Annotated in this window: 19 protein-coding genes and 1 pseudogene; 9 read left to right on the top strand and 11 right to left on the bottom strand. The window is 60.5% G+C overall.

Annotation, left to right across the window (positions count from 1 at the left end; genetic code table 11):
* Nucleotides 1-48: 48 nt before the first annotated feature.
* A complete protein-coding gene (gene groES / locus ASD32_RS06775; RefSeq protein WP_060637267.1) occupies nt 49-345 on the top strand; it encodes a co-chaperone GroES in 297 nt (98 codons plus the stop codon).
* A gap of 66 nt (nt 346-411) precedes the next feature.
* The gene (gene groL / locus ASD32_RS06770; protein ID WP_060637266.1) at nt 412-2,037 is read left to right on the top strand and encodes a chaperonin GroEL; all 1,626 of its coding nucleotides are present in this window, start codon (nt 412-414) and stop codon (nt 2,035-2,037) included.
* A 114-nt stretch (nt 2,038-2,151) separates the two neighbouring features.
* On the opposite strand, the gene ASD32_RS06765 is transcribed toward groL, so the two are convergent.
* The 7 genes from ASD32_RS06765 to ASD32_RS06735 all read right to left on the bottom strand — a co-directional run bounded on the left by ASD32_RS06765 (nt 2,152) and on the right by ASD32_RS06735 (nt 10,919).
* On the bottom strand, nt 2,152-3,867 hold the full coding sequence (locus ASD32_RS06765; RefSeq protein WP_060637265.1) for a glycerol-3-phosphate dehydrogenase/oxidase: 1,716 nt from the start codon (nt 3,865-3,867) through the stop codon (nt 2,152-2,154).
* Nucleotides 3,864-4,640 carry a DeoR/GlpR family DNA-binding transcription regulator gene (locus ASD32_RS06760; RefSeq protein WP_060637264.1) on the bottom strand — a complete coding sequence of 259 codons (777 nt, stop codon included), beginning with the start codon at nt 4,638-4,640 and terminating at the stop codon, nt 3,864-3,866. Before ASD32_RS06760 ends, ASD32_RS06765 begins: the two co-directional genes overlap by 4 nt.
* Nucleotides 4,637-6,172 (bottom strand): FGGY-family carbohydrate kinase, encoded by a 1,536-nt coding sequence (locus tag ASD32_RS06755; RefSeq protein ID WP_060637263.1) that lies wholly within the window; start codon nt 6,170-6,172, stop codon nt 4,637-4,639. Before ASD32_RS06755 ends, ASD32_RS06760 begins: the two co-directional genes overlap by 4 nt.
* Before the next feature lie 401 nt (nt 6,173-6,573).
* On the bottom strand, nt 6,574-7,512 hold the full coding sequence (locus tag ASD32_RS06750) for a D-ribose ABC transporter substrate-binding protein (protein ID WP_244490135.1): 939 nt from the start codon (nt 7,510-7,512) through the stop codon (nt 6,574-6,576).
* 55 nt (nt 7,513-7,567) lie between these two features.
* A complete protein-coding gene (locus ASD32_RS06745; RefSeq protein WP_060637261.1) occupies nt 7,568-8,698 on the bottom strand; it encodes an ABC transporter permease in 1,131 nt (376 codons plus the stop codon).
* 26 nt (nt 8,699-8,724) lie between these two features.
* Nucleotides 8,725-10,266: a sugar ABC transporter ATP-binding protein gene (locus tag ASD32_RS06740; protein WP_060637260.1), complete on the bottom strand. Its 1,542-nt coding sequence runs from the start codon at nt 10,264-10,266 to the stop codon at nt 8,725-8,727.
* The gene (locus ASD32_RS06735) at nt 10,263-10,919 is read right to left on the bottom strand and encodes a DUF2291 domain-containing protein (protein ID WP_060637259.1); all 657 of its coding nucleotides are present in this window, start codon (nt 10,917-10,919) and stop codon (nt 10,263-10,265) included. The genes ASD32_RS06740 and ASD32_RS06735 overlap by 4 nt, the downstream gene beginning before the upstream one ends.
* Nucleotides 10,920-11,540: 621 nt before the next feature.
* On the opposite strand from ASD32_RS06735, the gene ASD32_RS06725 reads away from it, so the two are divergent.
* The 4 genes from ASD32_RS06725 to ASD32_RS06710 all read left to right on the top strand — a co-directional run bounded on the left by ASD32_RS06725 (nt 11,541) and on the right by ASD32_RS06710 (nt 16,759).
* Nucleotides 11,541-12,503, top strand: a complete 963-nt coding sequence (locus ASD32_RS06725; protein ID WP_060637257.1) for a sugar-binding transcriptional regulator — start codon at nt 11,541-11,543, stop codon at nt 12,501-12,503.
* Nucleotides 12,504-12,612: 109 nt separating this feature from the next.
* Nucleotides 12,613-14,172, top strand: coding sequence for an FGGY-family carbohydrate kinase (locus tag ASD32_RS06720; RefSeq protein ID WP_060637256.1), 1,560 nt, complete (start codon nt 12,613-12,615; stop codon nt 14,170-14,172).
* A gap of 76 nt (nt 14,173-14,248) precedes the next feature.
* Nucleotides 14,249-15,772 (top strand): glycerol-3-phosphate dehydrogenase, encoded by a 1,524-nt coding sequence (locus ASD32_RS06715; protein WP_060637255.1) that lies wholly within the window; start codon nt 14,249-14,251, stop codon nt 15,770-15,772.
* Between the two features lie 54 nt (nt 15,773-15,826).
* Nucleotides 15,827-16,759, top strand: a complete 933-nt coding sequence (locus ASD32_RS06710) for a TIM barrel protein (RefSeq protein WP_060637254.1) — start codon at nt 15,827-15,829, stop codon at nt 16,757-16,759.
* A gap of 75 nt (nt 16,760-16,834) precedes the next feature.
* Here ASD32_RS06710 and ASD32_RS06705 read toward each other — a convergent pair whose 3' ends face one another.
* The 4 genes from ASD32_RS06705 to ASD32_RS06690 form a co-directional block, all read right to left on the bottom strand.
* Complete coding sequence (locus tag ASD32_RS06705; protein ID WP_060637609.1) at nt 16,835-17,854, bottom strand: LacI family DNA-binding transcriptional regulator; 1,020 nt, start codon at nt 17,852-17,854, stop codon at nt 16,835-16,837.
* A gap of 160 nt (nt 17,855-18,014) precedes the next feature.
* Nucleotides 18,015-19,025, bottom strand: a complete 1,011-nt coding sequence (locus ASD32_RS06700) for a zinc-dependent alcohol dehydrogenase family protein (protein WP_060637253.1) — start codon at nt 19,023-19,025, stop codon at nt 18,015-18,017.
* An 11-nt stretch (nt 19,026-19,036) separates the two neighbouring features.
* Nucleotides 19,037-19,807 (bottom strand): L-iditol 2-dehydrogenase, encoded by a 771-nt coding sequence (locus tag ASD32_RS06695; RefSeq protein ID WP_060637252.1) that lies wholly within the window; start codon nt 19,805-19,807, stop codon nt 19,037-19,039.
* A 133-nt stretch (nt 19,808-19,940) separates the two neighbouring features.
* Complete coding sequence (locus ASD32_RS06690; protein WP_060637251.1) at nt 19,941-21,254, bottom strand: sugar ABC transporter substrate-binding protein; 1,314 nt, start codon at nt 21,252-21,254, stop codon at nt 19,941-19,943.
* A 291-nt stretch (nt 21,255-21,545) separates the two neighbouring features.
* Here ASD32_RS06690 and ASD32_RS06685 point away from each other — a divergent pair, with 291 nt between their 5' ends.
* From ASD32_RS06685 to ASD32_RS06675, 3 genes and pseudogenes are all read left to right on the top strand, one after another.
* Nucleotides 21,546-22,553, top strand: coding sequence for a sugar kinase (locus ASD32_RS06685; RefSeq protein WP_060637250.1), 1,008 nt, complete (start codon nt 21,546-21,548; stop codon nt 22,551-22,553).
* Nucleotides 22,550-23,827 carry a D-tagatose-bisphosphate aldolase, class II, non-catalytic subunit gene (locus ASD32_RS06680; RefSeq protein WP_060637249.1) on the top strand — a complete coding sequence of 426 codons (1,278 nt, stop codon included), beginning with the start codon at nt 22,550-22,552 and terminating at the stop codon, nt 23,825-23,827. The genes ASD32_RS06685 and ASD32_RS06680 overlap by 4 nt, the downstream gene beginning before the upstream one ends.
* 111 nt (nt 23,828-23,938) lie before the next feature.
* Nucleotides 23,939-24,262 (top strand): annotated as a pseudogene (locus tag ASD32_RS06675) (sugar ABC transporter permease); the annotation flags it as partial.

Below are 24,262 nucleotides of genomic sequence, written 5' to 3'. Positions count from 1 at the left end.
ATCTCGCAGGGGAGACGCCATCCGGCTGCGCCCAAAAGGAATATAGACATGGCTGATACCAATTTCCGTCCGCTGCACGACCGCGTCGTCGTGCGCCGTATCGAAGCCGAAGCAAAGACCAAGGGCGGCATCATCATTCCAGATACCGCCAAGGAAAAGCCGCAGGAAGGCGAAATCGTCGCCGTTGGCACCGGAACCCGTGACGAGGCCGGCAAGATCATCGCGCTCGACGTCAAGGCCGGCGACCGCATCCTGTTCGGCAAGTGGTCGGGCACCGAAGTCAAGCTCAACGGCGAAGACCTTCTGATCATGAAGGAAGCCGACATCATGGGTGTTATCGGCTGATCTCAGCCTCGCCATCCATTTCCCTTTCATGAAGACCATTGGGCGATGCGCCCGGGAGTTCTTTCTATGGCTGCCAAACAAATCAAATTCGGCCGTGACGCGCGCGAAAAGCTGCTGCGCGGCGTCGATATTCTGGCTGACGCCGTCAAGGTCACGCTCGGTCCCAAGGGCCGCAACGTCATCATCGACAAATCCTATGGCGCGCCGCGCATCACCAAGGATGGTGTAACGGTCGCCAAGGAAATCGAGATCGAGGACAAGTTCGAAAACATGGGCGCCCAGATGGTGCGCGAAGTGGCCTCGAAAACCAATGACATCGCCGGCGACGGCACGACGACGGCGACCGTGCTCGCCCAGGCCATCGTTCGCGAAGGCACCAAGGCGGTTGCCGCCGGCATGAACCCGATGGACCTGAAACGCGGCATCGACCTGGCCGTGACAGAAGTAGTCAAGGGGCTGGTGGCCAAGGCCAAGAAGATCAGCACGTCCGAGGAAGTGGCCCAGGTCGGCACGATCTCCGCCAATGGCGAAACCGAAATCGGCCAATATATCGCCGATGCCATGCAAAAGGTCGGCAATGAAGGCGTCATCACGGTTGAAGAAGCCAAGACCGCCGAAACCGAGCTCGAAGTCGTTGAAGGCATGCAGTTTGACCGCGGCTATCTCAGCCCGTATTTCGTGACCAATCCTGAAAAGATGGTGGCTGAACTCGAAGATGCCTATGTCTTGCTGCATGAAAAGAAGCTTTCCAATCTGCAGGCCCTTTTGCCTGTGCTGGAAGCCGTCGTGCAGACCGGCAAGCCGTTGCTGATCATCTCGGAAGACGTTGAAGGCGAAGCGCTTGCGACGCTCGTCGTCAACAAGCTGCGTGGTGGCCTGAAGATTGCTGCCGTCAAGGCTCCGGGCTTCGGCGATCGCCGCAAGGCCATGCTGGAGGACATCGCGGTTTTGACCTCGGGTCAGGTCGTGTCCGAGGATATCGGCATCAAGCTCGAAAATGTCACGCTCGACATGCTCGGCCGCGTCAAGAAGGTCACCATTACCAAGGAAAATACAATCCTGGTCGATGGGGCAGGCCAGAAGGCCGAGATTGATGGCCGTGTGGCGCAGATCAAGGCCCAGATCGAGGAAACCACATCCGACTATGACAAGGAAAAGCTGCAGGAACGGCTTGCCAAGCTTTCCGGCGGCGTTGCGGTCATCCGCGTCGGCGGTGCGACCGAGATCGAAGTGAAGGAAAAGAAGGATCGTATCGACGACGCGCTGAACGCAACGCGCGCTGCGGTCGAAGAGGGCATCGTGCCAGGCGGCGGTACGGCACTCCTGCGCGCCTCGATCGTTCTCGATCTCAAGGGCGAAAATGACGACCAGACAGCCGGCATCAATATCGTGCGCAAGGCACTTCAGTCGCTGGTTCGCCAGATCGCTGAAAATGCAGGCGACGAAGGTTCCATCATCGTCGGCAAGATCCTTGAAAGCGACACCGACAACTACGGCTACAATGCCCAGACCGGCGAATTCGGCGATATGATCGCCATGGGTATCGTCGATCCGGTCAAGGTTGTCCGCACAGCCCTGCAGAACGCGGCTTCGGTTGCTTCTCTCTTGATCACCACGGAAGCCATGATTGCCGAACTGCCGAAGAAAGAATCGGCTGGCGGCGGCATGCCTGACATGGGCGGCATGATGTAACGCATTTTCGTTTCGACAATGCCTGCAGCAGAAATCAGGAGGGGTCCGGCAACCGGGCCCCTTTTTGTGACTCCTTGGTTATGTCCGTGGCGACACGGCGAGGATCCCAATCCTCTATAGACGCATCAGATTTCTGGCCTTGAGCTGCGTAACGGTCGCTTCAAGTTCCGCATCTGTGCGCTCGCTGCTCCAACCCCGCGCCTTCGCGATAACGGGGGCGATGGCGTGGAGATCCCGTCGTGTCAGGGAGCCGGTGACGGCAAGGGTCGTGCGGCGCATCACGACATCAGCCAGATGTTCGACACACTCGTGGCGCACGATATAGTCGATTTCCGCCAGGCCATAATCATGCGAATCCGGCAGCCGGTCGGCATCGCTCCAGTCGCTTTGGTGCCGTGCGACCTGTAGCGCCCGCGTGCCGTAGCGGGTCAAAAGCGTGTCGATCCGCGGCAGATCGGTTGCGCAAGAGGACGATGCCAGCGCCAGCCATTGCGACCGCGCTTTTGCATCCGCTGGAAAATCCCTGCCGCCGCCGATCGGCATTGCGCGGGTGCTGACAGCGCGGGTGCGGCCGAGCCGCTTGAGCACAGTATCGGCAACTTCCTCCGCAAAGCCCCGGAAGGTGGTCCATTTGCCGCCAATCAGCGATATGATCGCAAAAGGACGTGTCGGATCCGGCTCGGTCACCGGCGCCGAATGGTCGCGGCTGATGAGGCCGGCGATCGACGCGTCGGAGGCGGGCAGGGGGCGTATGCCGCTATAGGCATAGACGATCTGGTCGCGATCGACTTTGACGCCCGGCATCAGCGCACGCACACTCGCCAGGAAATACTCGACTTCATCCTGCTCGCAGCGAACCGTATCGGGATTATCAGCCTTGGTATCGGTCGATCCGACAAGCGCGCGGCCGAGATAGTCGAACACCAGGCAGATGCGGCCGTCATCAGCCTCGAAATAGACCATGCGGCCGGCGAGATGACGCACCAATTCGTCGTTCTTCAGAAGAATATGCGATCCCTTGGTGCCGCCGATCATCTTGGAGGGCGCACCGAGTGCAGCATTCACATCGTCGATCCATGGGCCAGCGCCGTTGATAACCAGTTTCGGCCGCACCGAAAATGTACCGTGCTTTTCGGTCTGGAAGGTCAGGATACCGGTTGAGGCCGATATCAGCGTGGCGTAATTGGCTGCCGCAGATGGTGTGCTGGCCGCCAGCCCATCGCCAATTAACTCAAGAACGAGCCGCTCGGGATGGCTGATTTTGGCGTCGTAATAGGTTCCTGCGGCCACGATTGACTTGGTCAGGACCGGCATTTCCCGCAGCGCGCGGCTACGCCCGACCAGCCGGTGGCGCGGCATGACACGGTCGCGCGAACCGTAGAAATCGTAGAGCGCTAATCCGATCTTGACGAGAACAGCGCCACGGCTGCGCGGCGCGCTGGTCGAGCCGAACAATGTGCGCAAGGCGGCACTTATGCCGTTGAACCAGGAAAAGATCGGGATCAGCGTCGGCAGCGGGCTGACATAGTGGGGGGCGTTCTTCAAGAGCAGGTTACGCTCGAGCGTCGATTGCGCAACAAGGCCGAATTCACCAGTCTCCAGATATTTCAGGCCGCCATGGATCAGCCGCGACGGTGCAGCACTGGTGCCGGAGCCGAAATCCCCCTTGTCCACGATCAGGCATTTCAGCCCCTGCGCGCAGAGATCGCGAAACAGGCCGGCGCCATTGATCCCGGCGCCAAAAATAACGACATCAAAATCCGCCTCTTTGCCGAGCGCGGTGAGGCGATCGGCCGGGTGTGGCGATGTTTCGTTTTGCAATTGGGTCATGCTTGGGCTGTCCTGACGACGCGCAGGCGGACGCCCGCCTGTTCGAGTTTTTGCGCTTGCGCGTCGCTGATACCGTCAGTCACCAGAACGGTGTCGAACGCGGTGAGTTCATCCAGCGCATGCAGAGCGACATTGTTGAACTTGGAGTGATCGACGAGCAGGATGCGCTGGTTGGACGCCGCCATCATCGCCTGCTTGACGCGCACCACCTGCGGGTCCTGAATGTAGGTGGTCGTGCCGGTGATGGCGGAGACCGAGCAGAAGAGGACATTGGCGCGCAGCCGCGACACAGCGTTTTCGCAGACGATGCCGATATAGGCATTGTATGTCCGGTGATACTGGCCGCCAAGACAGATGAAATCGATATCATCGGCAGTTGTCAGCAAGGCCGCAGCCGACAGACTGTTGCTGATCACGGTCAGCGGCTTGATATCCTGCAAAAGCGGGGCGATGGCGCAGGTCGTGGTGGAATCATCGAGCATGATGACCTGGCCGGCTTCGATATAGTCGAGAGCCGCGCGCGCCAGCGCTGCCTTTTCGGCCGTCCCAACTGTCATGCGGTAGCGGAAGGCGCTTTCATAGACGCCGGATGGCTGTGCGGTGACCGCGCCATGCAGCTTGCGCAGAACGCCCTGTTGCGCCAGATGGTCGATATGGCGATGAATGGTCATGCGCGACACGCCGAAATGCTCGGCCAGATCGTCAAGCCGCACCTGGCCGAGCTTGATGACATAGTTGGCAATTTCTTCGCGCCGTTCGTCTGCCTTGATCACGCGCCGTCTCCCCCGGTTGTTTCGGCCAGCTGCTCGATATCCGGCCAGACCGGCTTCAGTGTTTCAGCAATCCGGCAATAGAGCGAGAAGCGGCGATCAAATTCCGCGCTGCGGGAAGGGTCGGGCAGGTATTTTCTTCCGGTCGCAGCGAGGTCGCGCGGGTCGTCTTGAACCGAGGCGTAAAGGCCGACGGCTGCACCGGCGCACAGGGCCGCACCGAATGCCGCTGCCTCGTCGGTCGCTGTCACCAGAACCGGCATTCCCAGAATATCGGCAAACATCTGCGCAAAGGCCGGGTTGCGCGATGCGCCGCCGGTGAGGCGGGCTTCGTTGATGGCAAAGCCGTCGCGCAGCGCATCGATATGGGTGCGATGATTGAAGGCGATGCCTTCCAGAACAGCTTTCAGCATATCGCCGCGATCGTGCCAGCCATGCAGCCCCAGGAAACTGCCGCTGGCACTATTTCCGTGCGGTGAGCCGAAGAGGTAGGGATGGAAGAGGATGGTCGATGGTCTTTGCAAGGCGGCGTCGATCTCATGCGCCAAAGTCTGATGGATCGACGCGCCGTTTTCAGTCGCAGCGTCCTGGTCTTTCCGGCACAGCGTATCGAGGAACCAGTCGTAATTGGCAGCGGAGGCCGGTGAAATCGCCATATTGTTCCAGCGCCCGGCGTCAATCGCATTGCGGCAGAACCAGCGGGGATCGACACGCACATCCGTGGAGACCACCTGGTTGATCGAATAGGTGCCCGCCACGATGCTGATCACCCCATCCGCATGGCCGCGGATCCCGAGCGCAGAAGCGGTGACGTCATGCAGGCCGAAGGCAACGGGCGTGCCGGCGGCAAGTCCTGTCAAGGCTGCGGCATCAGCAGTCACAGCTCCCGCGACTTCGGCGGAATGGGCCATGGGCGGCAAAGCGTCGAACACATCCTCAAGGCCAAACAGGCGCATGGCGTCGGCAGAAAAAGTCTGGGTGTGAACATCAGTAAAAGACGTGCTGGCTTCCGTCCGATCCGTTCCGATCGCGCCGGTGAGGCAAAAGCGCAGCCAATCCTTGCAACCCAACACATGGCGGATGCGCCGGTACCGCTCCGGCTCATGCTGCTTGATCCAGGCGAGCAGGGCGGAGGGCGCGGAAACGTGCGGGATCTGGCCGGTCAGCGCCAGCGCTTCGGTGAACAGAGTGCCGCCGGACCACGCATCGATGATGCCACCGGCGCGGCTATCGAGCGACAAGATCCCCGGCCCCAGGGGCTGCTTTTCATCGTCGAGAAGATAGAGCCCGTCGCCATGCGCCGTCGCGGCAACGGCCTTGATGTCCGATGGCGGCCTGCCGCTCAGCGCGATCGCTTCCCGGATTGCTGCGGCCGTTGCCTGCCAAAGTACCGCCATATCGCGTTCAACGAAGCGCGCCTGTGGCATGGATTGCGGGACACGGCGCCGGGCGACCGAAAGCTGCGTGCCATCCCTATCAAAGATAACAGCCTTCGTCACAGTCAGGCCGTTGTCGATCCCCAGCAGGCTCGCCATAATGTTCCTCGTCATTGGGCGCCGATAGGCCGATTCATCACACAGTACGACGCTATTCTTGATTGGTATCGTATTTGAGTGTGAAATTAACGTCAAGGACTGTTGTATTTTCGCGGAAATTTTAAATAGGGGCCTTAGGCCCAGTGCCGGATATGGAAGTAAGGCTGCCGGACGCTGCCGGCAAACTCCGAACAAGATTGTCTTTCGAGGGCGATACCCCACTCTCCCCGGCACCTGTCGGGTCAAAAGACTCTTACAGCTCAAAGACTTAAGCTTCCTTGAATCCTGTGACAATCACAGTAATGACGCCAACCTGGCAATCGCATAATTGTCCCGGCGAAATGCCGGGACAATGACTTCGTCAGCACATTGAGGGCGCCCGGAGGCGCCCTCAGCTGTTGTTACTCGGAGAGTGTGAAGGGTGCTGTGTACTTGTCGACATTGTCCTTGGTGATCAGCAGGCAATCGAACAGCTGCTTTTCGGTTGCAGCACCGGTCTTGCCCGTCTTGATGAAGGAATCGGCCTGCTTGACGGCTTCGGCCGAAAAGACTGCGACCGGCTGAAGCACGGTATATTCCAGTTCGCCCGCCTTGATGGCAGCCACGGCATCCGGGGAGCCATCGAAGCCGCCGACCTTGACGTTGGCCAGCTTGCCGGCTTCCTTCAGCGCAGCAATCGCGCCCAGCGCCATTTCGTCATTGCCGCTGATCAGGCCGATAACGTCAGGGTTTGCCTGGAGCAGGCTCTGCATCTTGTCATGGCCCTGTGTACGATCCCAGTTGGCAACCTGCGAGCCGACCTTTTCGAGATCAGGATATTGGCTGAGAACCGTCTCGTAACCGTTCGAGCGGGTTGCCGCATTGTTGTCGGAGGGCGCGCCGAAGAGCTCGACATATTTACCCTTTTCGCCAATGCTCTGGACCCACTGCTGGGCACCGAGGGCTGCGCCCTGCGCGTTGTTGGAAACGAGCTGTGCCTTGGCAAGGCCTTCCTGGTTGATCTCGGCATTGACGAGGAACACCGGGATGTTGGCGGCAATCGCCTTCTTCACCGCGCCGATCGAGCCGTCTGCATTGGCCGGATCGAGAATGATCGCCACCGATTTGTTGGTGATCGCTGTGTCGATCAGGTTGCTCTCGGTGTTGGTGTCGCCCTTGGACGCGCCAACCGTTGCGGTGTAGCCGAGTTCCTTGGCCTTCGCAGCGGCGACTTCGCCTTCCGTGAACCAGTAGGGGTTCGACGGGTCGTTGACGATGATCGAAATCAGGCCTTCGGCCGATGCCGCCGTTGTCGACAGCGCCATGACCGGTGCAGCCAGGATGAAGCTGGCCAGCAGCATTCTCTTTGTCAGTTTCAACATTGTACTCTCTCCCTTTATGGTTGGTCTGTGCCAGTTAGCTGGCGGTCTTCCCGTGAGTGGCATTGGCGGTCTGGCCTTTGCCGGTCGATTGCAGAGAAGCGGATGGGCCGTCGGTCTCGGTGGTCTTCTTGACGCGGCGGCGATACTGAACGGCATTGAGCAGCACGGCGAGCACGATGACCGCGCCGGTGAAGACTGTTTGCCAGTAGGATGAAATACCGATGATCACCAGGCCATCGGACAGGAAGCCGATGACGAAGGCGCCGAGCAACGTTCCGCGAATATTGCCGCGGCCGCCGGTCAATGCAGCGCCCCCGATCACCACGGCGGCGATGGCCGTCAGCTCGTAAGAGGTACCGGCCGTCGGGCCGGCGGAGGTCAGCTGCGAGGACAGGATGAGGCCGGCGATGGCGGCGCAGATACCCGACAGCATATAGACTGCCACCTGAACCTTCTTGACCGGCACGCCGCTGAGTTCAGCGGCCCGTTCATTGCCACCGGTCGAATAAAGCCAGCGTCCGAAGGCCGAGCGATTGAGCACCACGCTGCCGATCAGCGCCAGGACGACGAGAACGACGACGCCGATCGGAATACCGGCAAGACGATTGAAGCCAAGCCAGTCGAACCCGGTATTGCCCAACTCGGCCTTGCCGCCAAGATTGTTGTAGGTCAGGCCATTGGTCATCAACAGCGCAAAGCCGCGCGCCACATACATGACGCCCAGCGTTGCGACGAAAGCCGGTACCTTGAAGCGCGCGATCAGGATGCCGTTGATCAATCCGACAAAGGCACCGAGCGCGCAGACGAGCACCACGACCACCCAGACCGGCGGGTAGAGCACCACACCCAGGGCATTGAGCGTCACGCCCTGCATCAGAAATCCCGCAACGACGCCCGCGAGGCCAAGCGTGGAGCCGACAGACAGGTCGATGCCGCCGTTGAGGATAACGAGCAGCATGCCGATCGCCAGGATCCCGTAGATCGCCACATGCGACGACATGATCAGGAAGTTGCTGACCGAGAAATAATAGGGCGACAGGAACGAGAAGACGGCGATGATGGCGATCAGCGCGAAAAATGCCCGCCCTTCAAGCAGCATCCTGCCCAGGTCGAAGCCATCGCGGAAAAGACCTGAGCGCGGTGGGGTAGTGACTGAACTGGCCATAGTCAGGGCTCCATTAAACTCGGTAATCAGACATGCACGGCTTCGCCCGAGGCGGCCATGATCTCTTCTTTTGAAACATCTGCGCCGAACTGCGCTGAAATCTTGCCGCGCCGCATCACCACGATCCGGTGCGCGATGCTGAGGCATTCAGCGACTTCGGAGGTGGAAAAGACGACGGCGAGGCCCTTGGCTGCCCGTTCGCTCAGCAGGCGGAACACCTCGGCCTTGGCGCCGATATCGATACCGCGGCTTGGCTCGTCGAGAAGGATGACGCGCGGATTGGTCGCCAGCATCTTGCCGATGACGACTTTCTGCTGGTTCCCGCCCGATAACGAGCCGATTGCGGCCCGTCCGCCGTCGGTCTTGATGTGAACTTTGCCGATTGCGTCCTCGACAACAGCCTGTTCGCCGGAGCGCGACATCAGCATGCGCTTGGTAAAGCTTGCGATGCTGGCGAGCGACAGGTTCTGGCCGACCGACATGGTCTGCACCAGGCCATCCCGCTGGCGATCTTCCGGGACGAGGACGAGGCCCCTGTCAATGCGCTGTGCAATGCTCAGGCGCGAAATGTCGTCGCCTTCGACGATCACCCGGCCGCCGCTCAACGGCATCCGTCCGGCAACGGCTTCTAGCAGTTCTGTGCGTCCGGCCCCCATCAGGCCGTAGATGCAGACGATCTCGCCGGCCTTGACGTCGAGCGACAGGCGATCGACCACCGAATAGCCGGATCCGGAGGCATCGGTGACGCTGACATTCTCGATCGACAGGGCGGTCTCGCCGAATGTGTAGCCCGTGGGCGGTGAGCCCAGATCGAAATTCTCGCCGACCATGTTGCGGACGATCCATTCCAGATCGATGTCCTTGGCCTCGGCATTGGCGGTCATGGCGCCGTCGCGCAGCACGACGGCGTAGTCGGTGATCTGCAGCGCCTCTTCCAGGTGATGGGATATGTAGACGATCGAGACACCGCGGCTCGTCAGGTCCCGGATCACCTTGAACAGCACTTCGACTTCGGTTGCGCTCAACGCCGATGTCGGCTCGTCCATGATCAGAATGCGGGAATCGACCGAGAGCGCGCGTGCGATCTCGACGATCTGCTGCTGCCCCAGCCGCAGATCCTCGACAAGCGTCATCGGGTCGATGTCTTCCTCAAGATCGGCCATCAGCGCCCGCGCCTGCCGCGCCTCTTCGGCAAAATCGACACCGGTTGGCGTGCGGATTTCGCGGCCCATGAAGATATTGTCGCGAACGCTGAGATTGGGCGCGAGGCTCAGTTCCTGGTGGATGATCGAGATGCCGCAGTCACGGGCATCGGAGGCGGAGGAGAAATGAACGACCTCGCCATCCAGCACGATATCGCCCGACGTCGGCGTCACCACGCCGGAGAGGATCTTCATCAGCGTCGATTTGCCGGCGCCGTTTTCTCCGAACAGGGTGGTAACCTTGCCGCGATGGATGTCGAAGTTGACGCCCTTCAGCGCATGGACATTGCCATAGGACTTGGCAATGTTGCGTGCGGACAGGACGGCGTCGTTGGACGCTGGAGCCGGTGCGGGTACAGGCTTCATTGCACGTCCAGCCTTACCGGGGTGATCAGCCAGTTCTTCGGATTGATGAGTTTGAACGCACCGGTGAGCGACACCGTCTTGCCGGTCAGCTGGCTGGTGTCGATTTGCGCCAGAACATCCTTCTTCAGCTGATTGTTAAGGGCGGAGCCTGCATCCTGATATTGGATCTGGTTGATAAACTGGCCAAACGCGATGGTGCCGGTGGCGTCGCGCAGTTCCGTTCCATTGATGGCTGGCCCGGTCTGGACACGCACGCGCACCGTATCGGGAATGCCTTCGACCTTCACATCGTAGATGCCCGATTTCGCTTCGCCGAAAACGCCCGTCAGCTTGACCGACATGACAGCGCCGGTTCCTGCGGAAACGCCATAGGTCTTTTCGGCGGCCGGCCGGTCCTGCGCGATCGCGTTGGCCAGCGTCACGGCATCGACCGCGCGCTCTTCAACGCCCGCTTTCACTTTCGGAAATTCAGTCGCGCCATAGTCGGCTGCGGAAAACACGCCAGCCTTCACGTCATCGCTGGAGCCAATTCTGATGATTTTGGTATCGAACGCCATGGCGGCAAGGACGATCAGCACGGCAGCCGAGGCCGCGATCCGGCCGGTGTTGGACTGCTTGTGTCCGCGCTTTGCGGTATATGACTGTGAACTCATATCGTGGCGACCTGTACTTGGTGTTGAATCGATAGCGGGCGGCCCGCCTGGTGCAGCGCGTGGCGGCTGCAAAACCGGATGAGGAAAGAGCGAGCGCAAGCCGCGCCAAATGCCGGACGCGCGGCATGATGCTGCGCTTTGCGTGGCCGGATAGCCGTGATCTGCATGATGTACTCCTCCTTTCCTCCTGCGTGCGGCGATATCCCCCCACCCACGCAATGCATTCCGGTGTCATTTCATCCGCACAGTGCGGGTGTCGTCTTTGTTAGCTCGATCATGTGATACGTTTCCATCCGTGTCAACGCTAGTAGCGTTAAGATAAAGATAGAGGATGATACATTTGAGTGTTCTTCACCGGAAAACTCGGTCTTGTCCCAATCTTGGATCACGGCATTCGGCCATCAAACCGTTGATAATGCCGAGCTGTATCGCAGTTTTCCGCTGAATTTCCATGGGCGTTAGACAGCGCCGACGCCAGTTTGGCCATTGCATCCTTCGAAATGACGGGTGTGATAATCAAGCGATCCCGTGTGATCTTGTTGACTTGAGACTACGCTTTGTGTAAAAAAATGCAATAGGTGAAATTAATTACGTTTTGCTGCGGACCACAAGGGAGGAGAGATGGTGCGAACGGTGACAAATCGCGACCGCGACGACAGTCTCGCCGTCCGCGCCGCATGGCTCCATTATGTGGGAGGCCTGACCCAGGCCGAGGTTGCCGCGCGGCTTGGCATCCCCAATGTCAAGGCGCACCGGCTGATCATGTGGGCCAACCAGAATGGCGTGGTGAAGTTTTCCATTCATGGCGACGTGACCGAATGTGTCGCGATCGAAACCAGGATCGCTGAGCTGTTCGGCCTCGATTATTGCGAGGTCCTGCCTGATCTCTATGACAAGAGCCTGCTGATGCGCGCGCTGGGCGTTGCCGGCGCGGAATTCCTGCAGCGCGAAATCAAGAACCTGCAAAGCCAGGTCATCGGCATCGGCAACGGCCGTACATTGGCCGCCGCTATCGCTGCCATGCCCACTATGGATGCGGGCGACGTCCGGTTCGTTTCGCTGCTGGGCGGATTGACGCGAAACTATGCGGCTAACCCCCATGACGTCATGCACCGTCTCGCCGAAAAAACCGGCGCGGTGTCCTATGTCATGCCCGTGCCGTTCTTTGCCAATTCGGTTGAGGACCGGGAAGTGCTCCTGTCTCAGCGGGGTGTGCGTCACGTCTTTGATCTCGCCGCCCGCGCTGATCTGATGCTGATCGGTATCGGAACGGCAGAACTGGATTCGCAGCTTGTCGTGTCGCAGATGATCGAAGTGCCGGAAATGCAGGACGTGCGCGATCATGGCGGGGTTGGCGAAATGCTCGGTCACTTCTTCGATGCGGACGGAAAGCCGGTCGAGACGACGTTGGGCGAACGGACCCTGTCGCCGAGCCTTGAAAGCATGAAGGCGCGCCGGATTGTCGCCATCGCCGGTGGGCCGGGCAAGATACCGGCAATCCGCTCGGCGCTGCTGAGCGGCTGTCTGAGCGGGCTGATCATCGACGAACAGACGGCGTCTGCGCTGGTCAACGACGCGTCCTGACGCGGTTTAAGGAATGGGAGGCCGGCTTCATGGCTGCTGTCAATCACTCGATCGAGCTGAACGCTCCCGGATTTACGGCTGGCTCTGGCCAGCGCCGGAGGCCGGTCTGATGTCTGGTGCCGGGAAAGATATCCTGATCGGCATCGATGCCGGAACCTCGGTGATCAAGGCCGTCGCGTTTGACCTTGCGGGCCGCCAGATTGCCGCAGCCTCCGTGCCCAATACCTATTCGACAGGCACAGATGGTGCCGCGTTCCAGTCGTTGGACAAGACATGGACCGATTGCGCCCAGACCATCCGCGATCTTGCCAAGAAGGTCGATGGCCTTGCGCAGCGCGTGGCAGCACTCGGCGTGACCGGGCAGGGCGACGGCACCTGGCTCGTGCGCAAGGACGGCACACCGGCAGCGGACGCCTGGCTCTGGCTCGATGCGCGCGCCGCCCCGACCGTACGGAAACTCTGCGCTTCTCCTGAGAACTGGGCCCGCTTCGAGGCGACGGGAACCGGGCTTAACACCTGTCAGCAGGGGTCGCAGCTCGCGCATATGCTCTCTGACAGTCCTGACGTGCTGGATGAGGCCGATATCGCCCTCCATTGCAAGGATTGGCTTTACCTGAACCTGACCGGCGTGCGCGCCACCGACCCGTCAGAGGCAAGTTTTACATTCGGAAATTTTCGCACGCGCCAATATGACGACGATGTCATCGCCATGCTCGGCCTCAGTGCGCAGCGCCGGTTGTTACCCGAGATCATCGACGGAACGCAGATCGTGCATCCGCTCTCTGCGGCCGCAGCGGCACAGACCGGGCTTCTCGAAGGCACGCCCGTGAGCCTTGGTTATGTCGATTTTGCCTGCACGGCTTTGGGTGCCGGTATCGTCACCGAGGGCAGGGCATCGGCCTGCTCGACGATCGGCTCGACCGGCATGCATATGCGCGCGATGGCGGTCGATGACACCATCCTGAATACCGAAGGCACCGGGTACATGGTCGTCCTGCCGATACCGGGGATCGTGGCACCGGCGCAATCCAACATGGCGGCCACGCTCAACATCGACTGGGCGCTGAAAATGGCCGGCGACCTGATGGGCGAGATGGGTCATCCGGTTTCGCATGCTGACCTGGTGGGGAAGATCGAAGGCTGGCTTGCGGCAAGCCGTCCGGGCGCCATCCTCTATCATCCCTATATTTCCGAGGCCGGAGAGCGCGGACCGTTCGTCAACCCGGATGCCCGTGCCGGCTTTATCGGCTTGAGCAGCGGCCACCGGTTTCCCGATCTCCTGCGGGGGGTGGTCGAGGGACTGGGAATGGGCACGCGCGACTGTTACGCGGCGATGGGCGAGATGCCGGCAGAACTGCGCCTGACGGGCGGAGCCGCGCGCTCGCGTGCCCTGCGTTCGGTGATCGCAGCTGCCGTCGGGTCACCGGCCCGGGTTTCCTCGCGTGAGGAAGCGGGTGCTGCAGGCGCTGCCATGATCGCCGCCGTTGCCATTGGCGTCTATGGCGACATGCATGCCTGTATCGCGCAATGGGTCACACCCTTGCTCGGTCCGGCCGAAGCGCCCGATCCGGCATTGGCCGAAACCTATTCAAGGCTGTTTCCGCCCTATCAGCATGCCCGCCGTGCGCTTGAGCCGGTCTGGGACATGCTCGGCCGGGCAATGCAATGACGACATCAAGGTGCTGCCGGACGCAAGATCCGGTGCAGCGCATCCACCACAATTGGCTTAGCCAAAGGAGAGTGCCATGAATGATTCCCGGATGATCGACCTGTTCATTATCGGGGGCGGCATCAACGGCGCGGGCATCGCGCGCGATGCGGCGGGCCGGGGTCTGTCGGTGATCCTGTGCGAGAAGGACGATCTGGCGCAAGGGACGTCGTCGCGATCGGGCAAGCTCGTCCATGGCGGCCTGCGCTATCTGGAATATTACGAGTTCCGTCTGGTGCGCGAGGCCCTGATCGAACGCGAAGTGCTTTTGAACTCTGCAAGCCACATCATCTGGCCGATGCGCTTCGTGCTGCCGCACAGTCCTGACGATCGCCCCGCCTGGCTGGTCCGGCTCGGCCTGTTTCTCTATGATCATCTCGGCGGCCGCAAGAAGCTGCCGGGCACCCGCTCGCTCGATCTGCGCCGCGATCCCGAGGGCGCGCCGATCCTGAACAAATACGTCAAGGGCTTTGAATATTCGGATTGCTGGGTGGATGATGCCCGCCTCGTCGTTCTGAACGCCGTGGGTGCTGCCGAAAAGGGTGCCGAAATCCTGACGCGCACGGCCTGCACCAGTGCACGGCGCGAAAACGGCGCGTGGACGATCCAGATGCGGAACGAACAAACAGGGGAAACCCGCACGGTTCGCGCCCGTGTCGTCGTCAATGCCGGCGGGCCGTGGGTCAACGATATCGTCGGCCGGGTCGCGGGCTCCAACAGCCGCCGCAACGTGCGCCTCGTCAAAGGCAGCCACATCATTGTGCCGAAATTCTGGGAGGGCCAGCATGCCTATCTCGTGCAGAACCATGACAAGCGGGTCATCTTCATCAACCCCTATGAGGGTGACAAGGCTCTGATTGGCACCACCGACATTCCCTATGAGGGCGCGCCTGAAGAGGTGAAGGCGGAGGAAAGCGAAGTCGAATATCTGCTCGCCGCCGTCAACCGCTACTTCAAGGAAACGTTGCGGCGTACGGACGTGCTGGAGACATTCTCCGGTGTGCGGCCGCTGTTTGACGATGGCCAGGGCAACCCATCCGCCGTCACGCGCGACTATACGTTCGATCTCGATGAAACCGGCGGTGCACCGCTGCTCAGCGTGTTCGGCGGCAAGATCACCACATTCCGCAAGCTGTCCGAGCATGCGATCGAGAAAATTGCGAAATTCTTTCCCACCATGGGCGGAAACTGGACGCGGCAGGCAACCTTGCCCGGTGGCGAAATCGAGAATGCCGATTTCATCCAGTTCACGGAAAACCTGCGCCGCACCCACCCCTGGATGCCGCGCGCGCTGGTCCATCATTACGGCCGCCTCTATGGATCGCGCATCGGCAAAATCATCGGCAACGCCACGTCACTGGAGGGCCTCGGCCAGCATTTCGGCGCGCAGCTCTACGAGGCCGAAGTGCGTTATCTGATGGCGCATGAATGGGCGATGACGGCTGAAGACGTCCTTCAACGCCGCACGAAGCAAGGCCTGCATCTCAGCGCAAACGAAAAAGCAGCTTTTGCCGCCTGGTTCGTGGCGGATGGCGCTGTGCGCCTGCGGGCCTCAAGCTGATCGCCTGCTGCCTGTGACTTTGTTATCGTCCGCAATCAACCTTGAGAAGCCATCATGTCCCTGACCCTCTCGCTGAACACCAATCCGCTGGTCAACCGTTTTGCCGGCGCCGATGACCTCATCGACACCGTCGCGCGCGATCTGAAAATCCGCGACCTGCAACTGACCCATGAGTTCATCAACCCGTCATGGCCAGCGCCGGTGATCCGCAGGGTGACTCGCAGTTTCCGGGCTGCCCTTGATCGAACCGGCGTGCGCGTCACCTCCGGCATGACCGGCCCCTATGGACGGCTCAACCATTTCGGCCATCCCGATCGTGACGTGCGGCGCTATTATGTCGATTGGTTCAAGACTTTTGCTGATATTTCCGCAGATCTCGGCGCGAAATCCGTCGGGACCCAGTTCGCCATCTTCACATTCGCCGATTTCGATGATCCGCAACGCCGGGAAGACCTCATCCAGATTGCCATCGACTGCTGGGCTGAGGTGGCCGAACACGGCAAGTCGGCCGGGCTGGATTACGTGTTCTGGGAACCGATGTCGGTCGGCCGCGAATTCGGCCATACCATTCCCGAATGCATGGCGCTGCAGGACAGGCTGACGGCCGCCAACATGGCCATCCCGATGTGGATGATGGCCGATATCGATCATGGCGACGTCACGTCCCCGGACCCGGACGATACCGATCCCTATGCATGGGCGCGGGCCGTGCCGAAGGTTTCGCCGATCATCCATATCAAGCAGAGCAAGATGGACAAGGGCGGTCACCGCCCGTTCACCGCCGAACACAACGCCACGGGGCGGGTTCAGCCGGAACCGCTGCTGGAAGCTTTTCATCACGGCGGTGCGGTGGACAACGAAATCTGCCTTGAGCTTTCCTTCAAGGAGCGCGAACCCGACGACCGCAACGTCATCCCCGCCATTGCAGAAAGCATCGCGTTCTGGGCACCGCATATCGATACGGGTGCGGCTGATCTGAAGATCTGAGGCGAGACCTGCGGCGCCGGTGAAAATTGGCCCCTGGCGCCACCGCGGCAGGTGCTTTTCGCACTATCCAGCCGCCTATGCCGATTTCCGCAGCATCAACTCCGCCTTGAGCAGGATACGGTCCTGGCTGAGCAGCACGTCGTCGCCCTGCGCATCCTCGCCGAGTTGCTTGAAAAGCAGTCCGATGGCAAGGCGGCCGATTTCCTTGTAGTTCTGGGCAACCGTTGTTATCGGCGGGCAGGTATATTGCGACAGTGGATGATCGTCATGACCAGCGACGCGAATGTCGCAACCCGGACCGTGGCCGACCTTGAGGCCTTTTTGCCAGGCGGCCGCCAGCACACCGAAGGCCAGACGGTCATTGGCGCAAACGATCGTCCTGGTTGGCAGACGCGTAAGCGTATCGAACAGGATCGAGGCCTCCTCCAGCGCGAAACGTTCGAAGTCCCAGGTCGCAGTCGTGGAGAGCTTGATCAGTTCCGGCGTCAGACCAAAGCCCTTCATGGCCTCGACATAGGCGTTCCGCCGCTCGATCGCGTTGATGTTGACTTCCGGCATGCCGAAATAGCAGGGAGGCTCGCCCGACCGGCAGAGATAATCGACGATCAGTCCAAAACTCTGGCGGTTGTCCGTGCCGACGAATGCCGCCTTGTCGTCCAGCGGCGTGTCCACATAGACGAGCGGAATGTCCCGTCCCAGCTGTTCCAGCGTCGCGCTGCCGGTTTGCCGGCCAATCGGCGCGATGATGGCTCCGGCAACGTTCATCGATCGAAAGGTCTTGATCGCCTCTTCTTCGATATCTGGCTTTCCGTCCGACGACAGCACGAATGCCAGGAAGCCGGCTTCATTGGCCATGATCTCGATGCGCCTGGTCAGCGCCATGAAGAAGGGATCGAGCGTGTTCGGGATGACGATGCCGATGATGTTGCTGCGCCTGCGGTTGAGATTGACGGCGAACATATTGGGCCGGAAACCGGATTTTTTCAGCGCCTCTTCGATCGTATCGCGGGTTTTACGGCGCACCGAGGTTGGATCGTTGAAATATTTCGACACGGTCGGGCGCGACAGGCCGACGAACTCCGAAAAGTCCTCCATTGTCTTGATCGCTTTGGCCAATCGTCACACTCCGTCGAGGTATAGGCAAACGTCACTCTACCAAGGCCGATGATGGGAAGCCAAGGGACCGCTCCAATCATCGATCCCTGCTCTTAAACGCTCGGTCTCCTTTAGAAAAGCCGGAATGAGCGGTGTCGCCTCAGCCGTCGACATACTGCACTTTCATGGTGGCGGGATCGCTCGGTTTGGTCAGGAAGTAGGGAACCATCTCCGCCAGCGGTAGCCGGTGGGTCACGAGCTGCGACATCCTCATTCGGTCGCCTGCAAGCACCGACAATGCCTGCGGGATATTGCGATTGAGGGAATGGGACCCAACCAGCTTCAGCTGCCGCCTGAAAATCTGAAACGGTGAGACGGACACCAGCGTTTCCGGAGCGCAGACGCCGAACACCAGGCCGGTACCACCGTCGGCGACCAGATCCAGCATTCCTTCCACCACACTTGGAATACCCGTCGCGTCAGCCACCAGGTCAAAGCTTTGCCGGCGCGACAGCAATTCCTCGGAACCGGATCTCATCGGCGTGAAACCCAGACCTGAGGCGAACGCCAGGCGATCCTCGTTGATATCGGCGAAGGTGACGGTATCCGCGCCCGCAGATTTCAGGGCAAGGCCGAGCAGCAGCCCGATCGGGCCTGCGCCAAAAATCAGGGCCTGCGAAGGCGCACTCGCGTTGCCGGTGATCCCCGCAGCGCCAAGGCCGTTCAGCACGCAGGCCAAAGGTTCGGCCAGTGCCGCAAGATCATACGGCATGTCGCCGATATCGTGCAGGTGGCCGGCGTTGACGATGCTGAATTCGGAGAAGCCGCCATTATGGGAAACGCCATAGGCCTTCAGATCACGGCAGAGATTGGTCAAGCCTTTCTTGCAAGCCGGGCATGTACCGCAAGGCAGGTTGGGGTCCACCGCGACACGGCTTCCCGCGCGAACGCAGGTAACGCCGTCTCCGACCTCAAGCACCTCTCCGGCAAATTCATGACCGGGAACCAGCGGGAACGCGCCGGCCCCATAACGCGCGTGGAGGACATCGATATCGGTGTGGCAAAGCCCGGCCGCCTTGACGCGAATGAGCGCGTGGCCCGGCGGGATTGCGCCGACTGGGATATCCGCCAACACAGCCTTTCCCTTTTCGACAAACTGGATCGCCTTCATGGTGATGCTCCTCAGCTCATCCAGTTTCCGCCGTCGACATTATAGGTCTGCGCCAGAATATAATCGCTGTCGGCCGACGCGAGGAAAACCGCCAATCCCTTGATGTCATCAGGCGTTGCAAACCGGCCGATCGGCACGGACTTTGCGACCTGGGCTTTTTTCTCGCCGGGTGCCAAGCCCTCCCATTCGGCGAACTTGGCATCGACGACATCCCAGTGCTCGCCATCGACAACGCCGGGCGCGATCGCATTGACATTGATGCCATGCTTGACGAGCGCCAGGGCTGCCGATTGTGTGGCGGAGATGATGGCGGCCTTGGAGGCGCAGTACAGCGTGACCAGCGCTTCGCCCCGGCGGCCGGCTTGGCTTGCCATATTGATGATCTTGCCACCGCGGCCCCTGACGATCATGACGTTGGAAACCGCTTTCATCATGAACAGCGGCCCTTTGAGATTGACGTCGAAGACCCGGTCGTAACTGCTCTCGGTAATGCCCTGGATCGGCGCCATATCGAAGATCGCGGCATTGTTGACGAGAATATCGATGCCGCCAAAGCGCTGATCGACGTCGGCGACCGCCGCATCGATGCTGGCAAGATCGGTAACATCCAGCCTGATCGCCGTGGCATCGGAGCCGATCGCCGCTGCAGCTTCGAGCGCGCGGTCGATATTGATATCGGCAATGATGACTTTTGCGCCCTCGGCGACAAAGGCCTCGGCAAAGCCCAGGCCGATACCGCGCGCACCACCCGTGATCAGCGCAATCTTGTTCAGCAGTCTCATGAAGGTTTCCTCCGCGGTTCAGACGTTCGCCGCCGCATAAGTTGTCTTTAAAGGTCGTGAGGGCGAAAGGAGCCCGGAATCATTGTCCGGGCCCCCTCCGGGAGGGGCTGCGCGTAAAGCGCGGCCTATGGGCTTACTTGATGTAGCCGGCGCGTGTCATTTCACGCTCCGCCTGGGTTTGCGATGCGTTCAGCGCATCCTCGACGGACTGCTGTCCCGACAGGGCCGAGCTGATCTGCTGGCCGACGAATGTGCCGAGGGCCTGGAACTCCGGAATGGCCACGAACTGAACGCCGGTATAGGGAACCGGATCCTTCGTGGGCTTTGCCGGATCGGCGGACATGATGGCTTTCAGAACGGTGTCCGCAAACGGGGCGGCCTTCTGATATTCAGCCAGCGCATAGGTCGATTTGCGGGTGCCGGGCGGAACCGCGACCCAGCCCTCGGATTCGCCGACCATCTTCACATATTCCTTCGAAGTCGCCCATTTGAGGAACGACTTGGCGACGTCAACCTTCTGCGATGTTGCCGGTATTGCGAGGTCCCATGACCACGACCAGCTGGAACCGTTTGGCGTCACGGCGACCGGCGAACGGGTGAAGGCGATCTTGTCGGCCACCTGGCTCTGCTTGGGGTCGAAGACGCGGCCGGCAGCCGAGGTGGCGTCGATCCACATCGCGCATTTGCCGCTGGCAAAGAGCGTCTGGTTTTCGTTGAACCCGTTTGCCGTTGCGCCGGGTGGGCCATATTCGTTCAAAAGCTGAACATAGTCGGTCACGGCGTTCTTCCATGGCTCGGAATTCAGCTGCGGCTTCCAGTCCATATCGAACCAGCGGCCGCCATAGCTGTTCACCATCGTGCCGAGAAACGCCATGTTTTCGCCCCAGCCGGGCTTGCCGCGAAGGCAAATGCCATATTGCTGCTTGGCCTTGTCTGTGAGCTTGGCGGCGAAGTCCTTGATCTGGTCGTAGGATGGCTCTTCCGGCATGGTGAGGCCGGCGGCCTCGAACAGGTCCTTGCGATAGAGCGTGAACGAGCTTTCGGTGTAGAACGGCACGGCATAGAGCTTGCCATCGACGGTCAGGCCCGCCTTGATAGGCTCCAGGAGATCGGCATAGTCGTAATCATCGCCGAGGTCATCGACCGGCGTCAGCCAGCCCTGCTTGCCCCAGATCGGGGCCTCGTAGCCGCCGATCGTCATGACGTCGAACTGGCCGCCTTTCGTGGCGATGTCCGTGGTCACGCGTTCGCGCAATACGTTTTCTTCCAGCACGATCCAGTTGATCTTGTTGCCGGTTTCCTTCTCCCAGGCGCCCGACAGTTTCTGCATGATGATCATGTCGCCGTTGTTGACGGTGGCGACATTGATTTCCTCCGCGCTGGCCATGCCGGCCAGCAAGCCGGCGCCGACGACGGAAGCCGAGAGTATGCGTGCGTATTTACCCATGACATTCTCCTCCTTTACGAACGTTTCCGCATATAATTACATGCGTAAAGTTTTTATCCGGCAATTGATTTCTCTTGTCAAGCTGGAGAGCGCGTAAATGCGCAGGAATGATGCAAGTGGCTATTTTGAAATCGCTATTTGCAGGGGTTTTGCGCGTACGGTAGTCAAAATCCGAATTCCTGCTTTGTTTACGCGTGTAAAATATAATGTTGACAGCATCGTTTGACGTCAGTACATCAGTCGCCAGTGCGGTTGCGCAAGTTTCGGATCGTAAGGTGGGGAGAAACAGGAATGGATCAGCGTTATACGCTGGCGCCGGAGGCGCTTGGGCCGACGATCACGATCGGTGAGATCCTCGTCGAAATCATGGCGACAACCGTCGGCAACGGCTTCCGGGAAGCCCAATCCCTCATTGGACCTTTTCCCAGCGGTGCACCCGCGATCTTCATCGATCAGGTCGCAAAACTTGGTGGCGCCTGCGGCATTGTCTCGGCGGTCGGCGACGATGATTTCGGGCACCTGAATATCGACCGGCTTGCGCGCGATGGCGTCGATGTCTCGGCAATCGCTGTTTTGCCCGATCTGCCCACGGGAAGCGCTTTCGTCCGCTACCGGCCGGACGGCGCCCGCGATTTCGTCTTCAACATCGGCAAGTCGGCTTCCGGCGCAACGGCGATGACCGGGCAGGCCCGTGATTTGATTGCGCGGGCCGGACATGTGCATGTCATGGGCTCCGCCTTCGCCATTCCCGGCATCGCGCCCATCATCCTTGAAGCCGTGTCGGTCGTGAAGGCGAGGGGCGGTACCGTCTCGTTCGATCCGAATGTCCGGAAGGAATTGATGAGCGGTGGCGGCGAGGCAAAGAGACAGTTTGACAGCGTGCTTGACGTCACCGACCTGCTGCTGCCATCCGGAGAAGAGCTTTCAATAGCTGCCGGTGTCGACGGCGAGGTGCTGGCCATCGAGAGCCTGCTTGCATGCGGAATTTCCGAGGTCGTCCTGAAGCGGGGGCGGCAGGGGTCTTCCCATTACAGCCGCAGCCACGGGGCGGTCGATTGTCCGGCTTTCGCGGTCGAGGAAATCGACCCGACGGGGGCCGGAGACTGCTTTGGCGCAACCTATCTCACTTGCCGCCGCAAGGGGCACGCGCCGCAGCAGGCACTGCGCTACGCCAATGCCGCCGGAGCCCGCAACGTCACCAGGCAAGGCCCGATGGAGGGCACGTCCTCTCTTGCGGAACTCGATGCTTTCATAGCGGCCAATCTGGTGCTGTCCGATCAGGGAAAGGTTTCAGCATGAGCAATCCTCTTTTGGACCTGGCCAAGGCGCGACGCAATGGGCGGCCGCGCGGCATAACTTCGGTCTGCTCGGCGCATCCCGTTGTGCTGCGCGCGGCGCTTCGCCTGGCGGCAAAGACGCAGCAACCCGTGTTGATCGAAGCCACCTGCAACCAGGTCAACCATCTCGGCGGCTATACCGGCATGACGCCCTCCGATTTTGTCGGCCTGGTCGAGAGCATTGCCGCTGAAGAGAAGCTGGACCGCGCCCTTTTGATTTTCGGCGGCGATCATCTCGGGCCGAACCCCTGGCGGAGTGAAGACCCGGCATCCGCGATGGAAAAGGCCAAGGCGATGGTTGCGGCCTATGTGGCGGCCGGCTTCAGCAAGATCCACCTGGATGCGTCGATGGGTTGCGCTGGAGAGCCCGCAGCGCTTAACGACGCCACGATCGCGACGCGGGCGGCGGCATTGTGCGCAGTGGCCGAGGACACGGCCCGTGATCATAATCGTCCCATGCCGGTCTATATTCTGGGAACGGAAGTTCCCGTTCCCGGCGGCGCCGATCATGTTCTCGACACGGTGGAACCCACATCGCCGGATGCCGCTGTTTCAACGATCGCGATCCATCGTGACATCTTCGAGAAGGCCGGCCTCACCGAGGCATTCGCCCGCACGATCGCCTTCGTCGTCCAGCCGGGGGTCGAATTCGGCAGCGATAACGTCATCCAATACGATCCTTTTAAAGCGGCGCGCCTGGCGAAGGTTCTCGACAATGACGAGATGCTCGTCTTCGAGGCCCATTCCACGGACTATCAGCCGGAGGCGGCACTCTCAGCGCTCGTGCGCGACGGGTTCCCGATCCTGAAGGTTGGTCCCGGCGTCACCTTCGCCTACCGCGAAGCCCTGTACGCACTCGACCTGATCGCCACCGAACTGGTGCCCGGTTATGGCGAGCGTCCGCTGTTCCACGCGATGGAAGACGTGATGACGGCGCATCCCAAGGACTGGCAGGGCCATTATCACGGCGATGAACGCGCATTGCGGCTGCAGCGCCATTACAGTTACAGCGACCGGATCCGCTATTACTGGAACAGACCGCAGGCGGTTCGCGCGGTCGATACGCTTCTGAAAGCGTTGACGGACGTGGCGATCCCGGAAACCCTGCAGCATCAGTATCTTCCGCAATTTGATACCGGGGACATCCGCAGCCTTTCCGCTGAAGATATCATGATCGCGGCAGTCGATCGCGTGCTTGCCATTTACGACCGCGCCGTGAACCAGACGGCCGTCTGATAGAGGATTGCCGCTGCACGGCAGATGAAGTGGGGGCTGACTGTTTCCGGTCAGCATCAGGAAAGGCGCGCCCTCGGTGCGCCGGCAGGCTGAGTGAGGGAGGGCCGGGGGATGGCAACACAACAGACCAAAACGCTTGCGCGCTGGATGATGGCCCCGTCGGTTGGGCTTTTGCTGATCTGGATGATCGTGCCTTTGGCAATGACGCTGTGGTTTTCGTTCCAGAACTACAATCTGCTCAATCCGGGCAATGTCAGTTTCGCTGGCCTGTTCAACTACCAGTATTTCTATTCGGATCCCGCGTTTTTCCAGTCGATCTGGAACACGCTTGTTATCGTGGTCGGCGTGCTTTTGATCACCGTGATCGGTGGTATCTCGATTGCGCTGTTGCTTGATCAGCCGATGTGGGGCCAGGGGCTGGTGCGCATCCTGGTG

Source organism: Rhizobium sp. Root483D2 (genome assembly GCF_001426685.1).
GTDB classification, from domain to species: domain Bacteria; phylum Pseudomonadota; class Alphaproteobacteria; order Rhizobiales; family Rhizobiaceae; genus Pararhizobium; species Pararhizobium qamdonense.
The sequence above is the reverse complement of the archived record's forward strand: the minus strand, read 5'-3'. Positions and strand labels throughout refer to the sequence as shown.

What these genes read in the sequence shown, in the direction of transcription:
- groES (WP_060637267.1), top strand. Translation starts at nt 49, where the DNA reads ATGGCTGATACCAATTTCCGTCCGCTGCACGACCGCGTCGTCGTGCGC.
- groL (WP_060637266.1), top strand. Translation starts at nt 412, where the DNA reads ATGGCTGCCAAACAAATCAAATTCGGCCGTGACGCGCGCGAAAAGCTG.
- ASD32_RS06765 (WP_060637265.1), bottom strand. Translation starts at nt 3,867, where the DNA reads ATGACCCAATTGCAAAACGAAACATCGCCACACCCGGCCGATCGCCTC.
- ASD32_RS06755 (WP_060637263.1), bottom strand. Translation starts at nt 6,172, where the DNA reads ATGGCGAGCCTGCTGGGGATCGACAACGGCCTGACTGTGACGAAGGCT.
- ASD32_RS06750 (WP_244490135.1), bottom strand. Translation starts at nt 7,512, where the DNA reads ATGCTGCTGGCCAGCTTCATCCTGGCTGCACCGGTCATGGCGCTGTCG.
- ASD32_RS06745 (WP_060637261.1), bottom strand. Translation starts at nt 8,698, where the DNA reads ATGGCCAGTTCAGTCACTACCCCACCGCGCTCAGGTCTTTTCCGCGAT.
- ASD32_RS06740 (WP_060637260.1), bottom strand. Translation starts at nt 10,266, where the DNA reads ATGAAGCCTGTACCCGCACCGGCTCCAGCGTCCAACGACGCCGTCCTG.
- ASD32_RS06735 (WP_060637259.1), bottom strand. Translation starts at nt 10,919, where the DNA reads ATGAGTTCACAGTCATATACCGCAAAGCGCGGACACAAGCAGTCCAAC.
- ASD32_RS06725 (WP_060637257.1), top strand. Translation starts at nt 11,541, where the DNA reads ATGGTGCGAACGGTGACAAATCGCGACCGCGACGACAGTCTCGCCGTC.
- ASD32_RS06720 (WP_060637256.1), top strand. Translation starts at nt 12,613, where the DNA reads ATGTCTGGTGCCGGGAAAGATATCCTGATCGGCATCGATGCCGGAACC.
- ASD32_RS06715 (WP_060637255.1), top strand. Translation starts at nt 14,249, where the DNA reads ATGAATGATTCCCGGATGATCGACCTGTTCATTATCGGGGGCGGCATC.
- ASD32_RS06710 (WP_060637254.1), top strand. Translation starts at nt 15,827, where the DNA reads ATGTCCCTGACCCTCTCGCTGAACACCAATCCGCTGGTCAACCGTTTT.
- ASD32_RS06705 (WP_060637609.1), bottom strand. Translation starts at nt 17,854, where the DNA reads ATGGAGGACTTTTCGGAGTTCGTCGGCCTGTCGCGCCCGACCGTGTCG.
- ASD32_RS06700 (WP_060637253.1), bottom strand. Translation starts at nt 19,025, where the DNA reads ATGAAGGCGATCCAGTTTGTCGAAAAGGGAAAGGCTGTGTTGGCGGAT.
- ASD32_RS06695 (WP_060637252.1), bottom strand. Translation starts at nt 19,807, where the DNA reads ATGAGACTGCTGAACAAGATTGCGCTGATCACGGGTGGTGCGCGCGGT.
- ASD32_RS06690 (WP_060637251.1), bottom strand. Translation starts at nt 21,254, where the DNA reads ATGGGTAAATACGCACGCATACTCTCGGCTTCCGTCGTCGGCGCCGGC.
- ASD32_RS06685 (WP_060637250.1), top strand. Translation starts at nt 21,546, where the DNA reads ATGGATCAGCGTTATACGCTGGCGCCGGAGGCGCTTGGGCCGACGATC.
- ASD32_RS06680 (WP_060637249.1), top strand. Translation starts at nt 22,550, where the DNA reads ATGAGCAATCCTCTTTTGGACCTGGCCAAGGCGCGACGCAATGGGCGG.